Source organism: Pseudomonas sp. Pseusp97, assembly GCF_047304025.1.
Classification (GTDB): Bacteria; Pseudomonadota; Gammaproteobacteria; order Pseudomonadales; family Pseudomonadaceae; genus Pseudomonas.
The window spans coordinates 1-6,941 of the sequence record NZ_JBGLYK010000264.1; the positions used below are offsets into that span (position 1 = coordinate 1).

At 55.0% G+C, this 6,941-nt stretch carries 10 protein-coding genes; 9 read left to right on the plus strand and 1 reads right to left on the minus strand.

What is annotated here, in order from left to right:
* The 3 genes from ACCC94_RS26375 to ACCC94_RS26385 form a co-directional block, all read left to right on the plus strand.
* A partial coding sequence (locus ACCC94_RS26375; RefSeq protein ID WP_413352560.1) for a hypothetical protein occupies positions 1–957 on the plus strand: 957 nt, incomplete at its 5' end.
* A 218-nt stretch (positions 958–1,175) separates the two neighbouring features.
* Positions 1,176–1,442: a hypothetical protein gene (locus ACCC94_RS26380; protein WP_413352561.1), complete on the plus strand. Its 267-nt coding sequence runs from the start codon at positions 1,176–1,178 to the stop codon at positions 1,440–1,442.
* A gap of 481 nt (positions 1,443–1,923) precedes the next feature.
* On the plus strand, positions 1,924–3,108 hold the full coding sequence (locus tag ACCC94_RS26385) for a protein rep (RefSeq protein WP_413352562.1): 1,185 nt from the start codon (positions 1,924–1,926) through the stop codon (positions 3,106–3,108).
* A 52-nt stretch (positions 3,109–3,160) separates the two neighbouring features.
* Here ACCC94_RS26385 and ACCC94_RS26390 read toward each other — a convergent pair whose 3' ends face one another.
* A complete protein-coding gene (locus ACCC94_RS26390) occupies positions 3,161–3,346 on the minus strand; it encodes a hypothetical protein (protein ID WP_413352563.1) in 186 nt (61 codons plus the stop codon).
* Positions 3,347–3,477: 131 nt separating this feature from the next.
* On the opposite strand from ACCC94_RS26390, the gene ACCC94_RS26395 reads away from it, so the two are divergent.
* From ACCC94_RS26395 to ACCC94_RS26420, 6 genes are all read left to right on the plus strand, one after another.
* Positions 3,478–3,780, plus strand: coding sequence for a hypothetical protein (locus ACCC94_RS26395; RefSeq protein ID WP_413352564.1), 303 nt, complete (start codon positions 3,478–3,480; stop codon positions 3,778–3,780).
* Between the two features lie 13 nt (positions 3,781–3,793).
* The gene (locus ACCC94_RS26400) at positions 3,794–4,096 is read left to right on the plus strand and encodes a hypothetical protein (RefSeq protein ID WP_413352565.1); all 303 of its coding nucleotides are present in this window, start codon (positions 3,794–3,796) and stop codon (positions 4,094–4,096) included.
* 207 nt (positions 4,097–4,303) lie between these two features.
* On the plus strand, positions 4,304–4,555 hold the full coding sequence (locus ACCC94_RS26405) for a hypothetical protein (RefSeq protein WP_413352566.1): 252 nt from the start codon (positions 4,304–4,306) through the stop codon (positions 4,553–4,555).
* Between the two features lie 37 nt (positions 4,556–4,592).
* Positions 4,593–6,224 carry a hypothetical protein gene (locus ACCC94_RS26410; protein ID WP_413352567.1) on the plus strand — a complete coding sequence of 544 codons (1,632 nt, stop codon included), beginning with the start codon at positions 4,593–4,595 and terminating at the stop codon, positions 6,222–6,224.
* A 6-nt stretch (positions 6,225–6,230) separates the two neighbouring features.
* A complete protein-coding gene (locus ACCC94_RS26415) occupies positions 6,231–6,524 on the plus strand; it encodes a hypothetical protein (RefSeq protein ID WP_413352568.1) in 294 nt (97 codons plus the stop codon).
* Between the two features lies 1 nt (position 6,525).
* A partial coding sequence (locus tag ACCC94_RS26420; RefSeq protein ID WP_413352569.1) for a zonular occludens toxin domain-containing protein occupies positions 6,526–6,941 on the plus strand: 416 nt, incomplete at its 3' end.

The following is a 6,941-nucleotide window of genomic DNA, read 5'->3' on the forward strand; positions in this document are numbered from 1 at the left end:
TCGATGCGGATCATTCTGGTAACGCAAGACCTTCAGCAGCTGGCCGCGTTTGCTTTGACGCTGATCGAGCAGACTTTCCGCATGACGAAGCTCACTAAGAAAAATTATCGGGTGGACATCTACACGGGGGCGGCCAAGGGGGAGAGGCCTCCGAAAGCTCAGCGAATCCGCCAGACCTATGGACAATTCAGCGAGGATATCCACCGTTACTACAAGTCGGCGACCATGAGTGAGACCGGTGACGTAGGTGACGAGAGCAAGGCTGATAAGCGCGGCAATGCGTTTCGCTCGCCGTTTGTGTGGCTCGCTGTGGCGGGTGTGCTGTATTGCGCGGTTAGCGGGGTGTCTGGGCTGTTTGAGTACTTCAATCCCACCACGCATGAGGGCGTTAATCAGGGCGAGTCTGAGTCGGCGGCGCCTAAGCCTGCTGAGCTGGTTAATCCGATGCCTGTTGCTGCTCCTGTGGCGTCTTCTGCTGTGGTTTCGACCACGGCCAAGCCCTCGGGGCCGCCTGTCTCTGAGACGTGGCGTGTTGCTGGTTGGTTGGGCTGTACGATGCCTGCAAGTGACGATTCGGACGCGACTGTCAGGCCTTGCGGTGCTTCGGAGCAAGGCGGGTTGAAGGTGAGCAGGACCTCCGGCGTCGTCTTGGCCGGCCCTGGTGCTGATCGGCGGATCGTGCCTATGGAAACCTGCTGGTGGCTTCAGCGTGATCGCTATATCGCCTGTTCGGTCGATGGTGCAATCGCTAATCCCTGGTCGGGTCGTTCGGCTGCTGCTGCCACAGCTGTCTCTATGACCGGTTCGCAATCCAGCGCAGCCGGCGAGCGGAGCGACCCGGCTGCGCTGGATGCGACCCGGTCATCTTCGGCTCATGCCTCTGCTTCCGTCGATCGCCAGCCGGTGGCGGTTACCATTGTTCCCGACTCCGAGTATTCGTCTCGCCCTTGGCGTTAGGTACCTTTCCGCTCGACCTGGTTGTTCACCTGCAGGAATTTACGGTACCAGTTTTGTCGCCGCCATGGCGGGACTGGTACCGTTTTGTTTTGCCCGGGCTGATCCAGGAACACAAAATAGGTACCAAAAGGTCTTGCGTGTTTCTGTGCTTATGGTACCTTTTGTTTCGCCCTGGTCGTCCTCGAGCGGCCTTAATCGGTACCAAAAGGAGAACCTCAATGCTGATCAAGATTCCGTCTGCAGACGACAAGTTTGTCGAATCTCTGAAGCGCGCTACTGGCTGCGCCACTGGCTCTAAGGCGTATGAGAAAGCCGCTGCTGAGTTTGATTACCTGACGAAAACCGTGGCATGGCAGAAGGGCGAGATTGCGCGCTTGGAAGGGGTCATTGCCTCGCGCGATCGTGTTATCGAGAACGCTCGTTCCGCCGCGGCTGTCTTGCTTGAGAGGGTTGGTCAGGGGGATTTGTTAGATGCCGTACCTTGATTGGGCCTTGTGGGTTGTTTTCATCTTGCTCCCGGTGCTGGTCTGCACGGGGCTGATTGTTCGGGTGCTGCTGGACGAAGTAGGCGCTCGGCCTTTAGATGCTATCCGTACCATTTTTCGCTCCAGGGCGTTGGTGGATCCGCGAATAAAGGTACCGAATCACGTCGATGCTGGTTCGTCAGGGGCCGCGCTCCCGGCTCGTCGGGTCAGCTTCTCCGACCCGTCGAACGGAAGCACGGGCGAAGCGAACCCTTGACGTTGCACCGTTAAAACACCCTCCGGCTGGTGGTCAGGGATGCTTCACCCCTGACCGCCTGCCTCCCGGCGAGGGGCCCCCGGCAGGGCCGTCGGAGACGGTGCAGTACACAAGAACACGACGGGATGTGCTTAAATCCCGGGCAGAAGACAAAAAAAAACCCCCGTGCGATTGCTTGGCGGCTCAGGCACAGGGGTTTTGGCGGGGCGTAGGAGGCCCCGTGGCATGGATGATAGCGCAGTTTCATTACGCGCAGAATCCGGGCAGGGGACGGACGGCGGGGCCCCTCTTGGTAATACTGCGAAATCTTCCCCCCCCTCCCCGCAGGCAAAGCGGGCTGACCGGTATGAAGGCTTGGGCTATGCCCGCTTTGTTCTGAGTCGGCACGCTCGCCAACTGAAGCCCAATGCGATGGCTGGGGACGTCTACCGTACGGTTGATTGTCGGTATGTCCGGCGAGATCGGACGGTTGGCGTTCACTTCAGCGCTGTGCACCAGGGTGCCCATTACAGCAACCTCGCGACCTGTGGCAGCGTGTGGGCGTGCCCCGTCTGCTGTGCTTTGATCCAGCAGCGCCGCCGGGTTGAGTTGGCTCAGCTGATCGAATGGGCGTACGCGAATGACTATCGCCCGCTCATGGTGACTTTCACTTTTCCGCATACGGCTTTCGATACGCTTGAAGACCTCATGGCGAAGCAAAAGCAGGCATTTGAGTTTCTTCGCAAGGGCAGCCCGTGGGACAAATTCAAGAAACGCTATGGTTATGGCGGCTTGGTTCGGTCGCTTGAGCTCACGCATGGCGAGAACGGCTGGCATCCGCACACCCATGAAATCTGGCTGATTCGCGATCTTTCGCCGATTGAAGAGGTCGCCTTTGTTGAGTTCGTTCGCGAGCGCTGGCTCAAGGTTTGTGAGCGTGTCGGGTTGGTGACTGAAGACAAGCGTTTTGCCTTCATGCTTCACGCGGTGGATGTTCGCTTCGGTGTTTCCCAGTCTGATTATCTGGCGAAGCAGGACGCGTCCAGGGCCTGGGGGGCGGATCGTGAGGTCGCTACCAGTACCAGCAAGTCAGGCCGTGCGAGTGGGGTTCATCCGCATGAATTCCTGATTCGTCGAGCGAAGGGCGATAGCGCTCGTTATTTGGACTACGTGCACGCGATGAAGGGGCGCGCCCAGTTATTCTGGTCGCATGGTTTGAAGGCGAGGGTGGGTGTTGAAGACGTCACCGATGAGGTGTTGGCCGACGAGTCTTTAGAACCCGCCGACCTTCTTGGATTGTTATCGGCTGACCAATGGTCCTTGGTCCGCCGCCGCCGTAAGCGCGCTCAGCTGTTGGACGTTGCCGAAACCGGGGATTGGCTTCAGGTTCTGAGGTTCCTCAAGTCGATTGGCTGGGACGCCTACGCCTGATCGCCGTTCGTCGGCTAATTCCTGTGTGACCTCGTTTATCCAAGTAACGAGGTCAATCCCTTGGCTTCTTGCCCACGTCATCAGTGCTTCCAGGTTTCTTTCCATTCTTTGTTTTGCTCCGCTCTAGTAGGTACTCCACCGCCTGAGACATGGTGCATTCGCGCTCTGTGCAAAGGTCCTTCAGCGCTTTCCAGACATCCTTTTCCAGCCCTATGTTTTTCAGGCGGTCGCCCGTCATAAGTCTACTCCCGTAGTGGCTTTGTGCCGGTGATATTGTGTTTTCGTGTTCTCGTGTTGTAGTGTTCTCGTGTCGGCGACGGAGCTACCGGGCGCCAAAACACGAAAACACGTCATCACAAGGATACCGCCATGCATCGGAAACTCCCGAATCAGACCGTAGTTGTCGAATTTACCGGCAAGAACCGCAACGGTGTGTCCAAGAAAGACCCTGCCAATCCGAAGCCCTACTGGATCATGGAAGCCTACGCGCAGTTTCCCGGTTCTCTCTACCCGCAGGCATGCGAGTTTTTCACCACTGACGCCGCTGCTGTGAAGGCGGCCGGCTTCTTCGAAATTCCTCTCGCGTTCCCGATCAAAGACGGTCGCGCGTCTGTTGAGATGGACCTGTCGGCGGCCACTCCGCTCCAGACCAAAACAGCGGCCGTTGCCTAACAGGTCGGGCGCCATGGTCATTATTGATCGCGTCTTCTGCGACCTCTGTCGTGCTCCGCTCGGGCAGCTTTGGAATCAGCCGGCGCAGGCGCCCGACCTCCCCTCCTCTTCCGATTTTCATGTCTGCGATGACTGTTTCGCAGCTTCCTCCCCTGTAGATGGGTACCAATTTTCCGACCTGGTTGTTTTCCAGGGCGACAGTTTTGGTACCTGTGTTTCGGTTAAAGGGTACCTAAATAGCGGCCTGGTTCTCGCCCAGGATGGCGATATTGGTACCGACGGGGGCGCTTATGTCTCGTTACTCGCTGGTCTGTGATGGCGATGTTTCGCAGGCATCCGATGGCGCTCCGTTGTGTTCGGGCACTTGGGCTTTGGTCGAGGTGCCTGGAACTTTCGAACTGTCGCAGCTGGACCCTGTGCTCATGGCAAAGGCGTTCTCGTTCGGATTCGGATCGGTACTGCCAGTTCTGCTGGCGTGCTTCGGAATCAAGCTGCTCATCCTTCAACTGAGAGGTAAAAACTGATGCAAATCACCACCCTGAAACAACGTTCGGTTTCTGGCCTGAAGAAGTACGGCCCGTCCGTCATGACCTTCGGTGCTCTGATGGCTGCTGCAGCGTCCGCGAGTGCTGCCGACGCTGTCGATTACACCGGTTTCACCTGGGATACCACCGGTGTCATCACCGGCATCCTGTCCTTGGGTAAAACCATGCTGGCCGCCGTTGGTGCGTACGTCGGCGTGAAGTGGCTGATCAGCCTTGTCCGTGGCCGCTAACCCTCTCCGAAAGGGAGGGTAAGGGGAGGGGTGGCGGATGCCGCCCCTTTTTCTTTTGGGGAGGGTTCTTTTATGGCAGATATTTATTACTGGACATTCTTTTTTAGCGGTCAGATCGCGGCTCTTTATTTGTTCTGGGGGCTCTAATATGCGCCGGCTGCTATTTGTTCTTGCTTTTCTGTTCTGCGGTAATTCGTTTGCCGTAGATTACAACTGGCGATTAGCTCCGGCCGGTTCTCTTGTTAGCGGTTCTTCTAATACTCAGTATCCGTCGCCCACTGCTGCTTGTAATGCTGTGCCGGGGCTTTGGATTGGTGGCGCTTGGAATGCAACTGGGGTTGTCATCTCGCTAACCAAGAATTCTGACATTAAGTATTCTTGTATTATTCAGATCAAGAATAGTCAGGGTACCTTGGCTAATAGCTCAGCCTTCTCTATAGATCGTTACGGTGATGGCTGTACTGCGCCTGCTACATATGATGCGGTTCTTGCAAAGTGCGTTATTCCGTCGTCTCTTGATTATACGTTTTGCAATAACAAGAATGCCGATTCGGCAAATCCTGAAGTCTGGATTGGCGGTGAGTGTGTAGAGATTTGGCGGCAAGATAATGCCAAAATGTGTAAATACTTTGCTAAGAACTCTAGCTCTATTTCAAAGTTAACAGTTAAGTTTGATAGTGCGGTTAAAGGTCCTATTAATGGTCAGACTGTTGCTTATCCTAATTTGGGTTGTGAGATTACAGTTAGCTCTTCTACTTGCACTGTTAATGCCGATGGCAAAGGCTCTGTTTGTGTTGTTGACGGGACTTATACAGGTAATGTCGGTGGTGGTATGCAAAGCCCTAAAGAGCAGGACTGTCATGCCCTGGGCGGCTGCGATACGCCGAATCCTGCGCCGAAGATTGAGAACAACACTATTCCGTGTAAGTACACGACAGGTGCTGATGGCTCTCAGTCCTGCCTTTCGAAGCAAGAAACCAAACAGAGCGGCTCTCAGAGCTGCGGCACCGTTAATGGTGTTTACGGATGTTCCTGGAACTCGCCTACGTCGAAGGGCATAGATATCAGCACGGGCATTACCTCTACCACGGCTTCGGATGGTACGAAGACTGAGGTTAAGACGGACGTGTCTAAGAAGACCGTTTGCACTGATATGAACGTCTGCAGCGTCGTTACCACTACGACCACGACGACCACGAAAAAGGACGGCACCGGCACGCTGATTTCTAGCAGCAGTACCTGTTCTGGTAACGGGTGTGGCACTGGCTCTGCTACGAATGGCACAGGCACTGGCGGTGGCTCTGGTGGTGGTAATGGCACTGGCTCTGGTCAGGGCGAGGGCGGTTGCGTTACTGCTGAGGAATGTAGTGACGGGTCTGGTCTTGATAAGCCTGGGATGGATAAGGTTCCAAGCTATAAAGAGACCATGCAGGCGTTTGAAAATAGCGTTAATCAATCCCCTATGTTGTCGGTGATTGGCGGTATATCTATTCCTGAAGGTGGTGCTGCTCCTTCGTTTCGCTCTGCCAGTATTGATGCGCTTGGCGGTGGACAGCTGTCTTTTGATGACGTTAATCAGTTGAAGCCTGAGCTTAAAAACACCATGTCGCCAATTGCCAAATTTGTCTGGTGTGTATTGGCGGTTGTTTTGGTTCTTCTTTATGGGTGATTAATCATGCTTGATTGGCTGAAGAGTTGGTTAAACGATATTGTTAAGTGGTTTGCTGATTTCGCCGAGTGGATTCCTAGGAAGCTGTTTTCGGTGATCATGGGTCAGGTTGCGGAGTTTATTAACGCCATTCCGGTTCCGGATTTTGTTCTTCAGGCTAAGGCGGCTGCCGGCAATTTGCCGGCTTCCGTTCTTTATTGGGCGGATGCTTTTGAACTTAGGTTCGGATTGGCAACTATTTTGGGTGCGCTGATCTTTATTTGGGTTAAGCGTAAGCTGCCGTTTATAGGAGGTCGCTGATATGCCAATTGATGCTTATGTGGGCAAGCCGGGGCATGGCAAGTCTTTTGGCGTTGTTAAGCATGTAATTATTCCCTCGCTTAAGCAGGGTCGGCACGTTGTTACGAATATTCCGCTGATGGTTGACGACCTGTTAACGGATTTCGGGGGTTTTATTAGTCAGCTGCCTGATGATTGGTATTCCCGCCCCGACCTCGCGGATTTGTGTCCTCCTGGGTGTGTCTTGGTGCTCGATGAGCTTTGGCGGCGTTGGCCCTCTGGCTTGAAAGCGACGAACGTTCCGCATGCCGATAAGGCGTTGTTGGCTGAGCATCGTCATCGGGTCGACCAGAAGGGGAAGTCGATGCGGATCATTCTGGTAACGCAAGACCTTCAGCAGCTGGCCGCGTTTGCTTTGACGCTGATCGAGCAGACTTT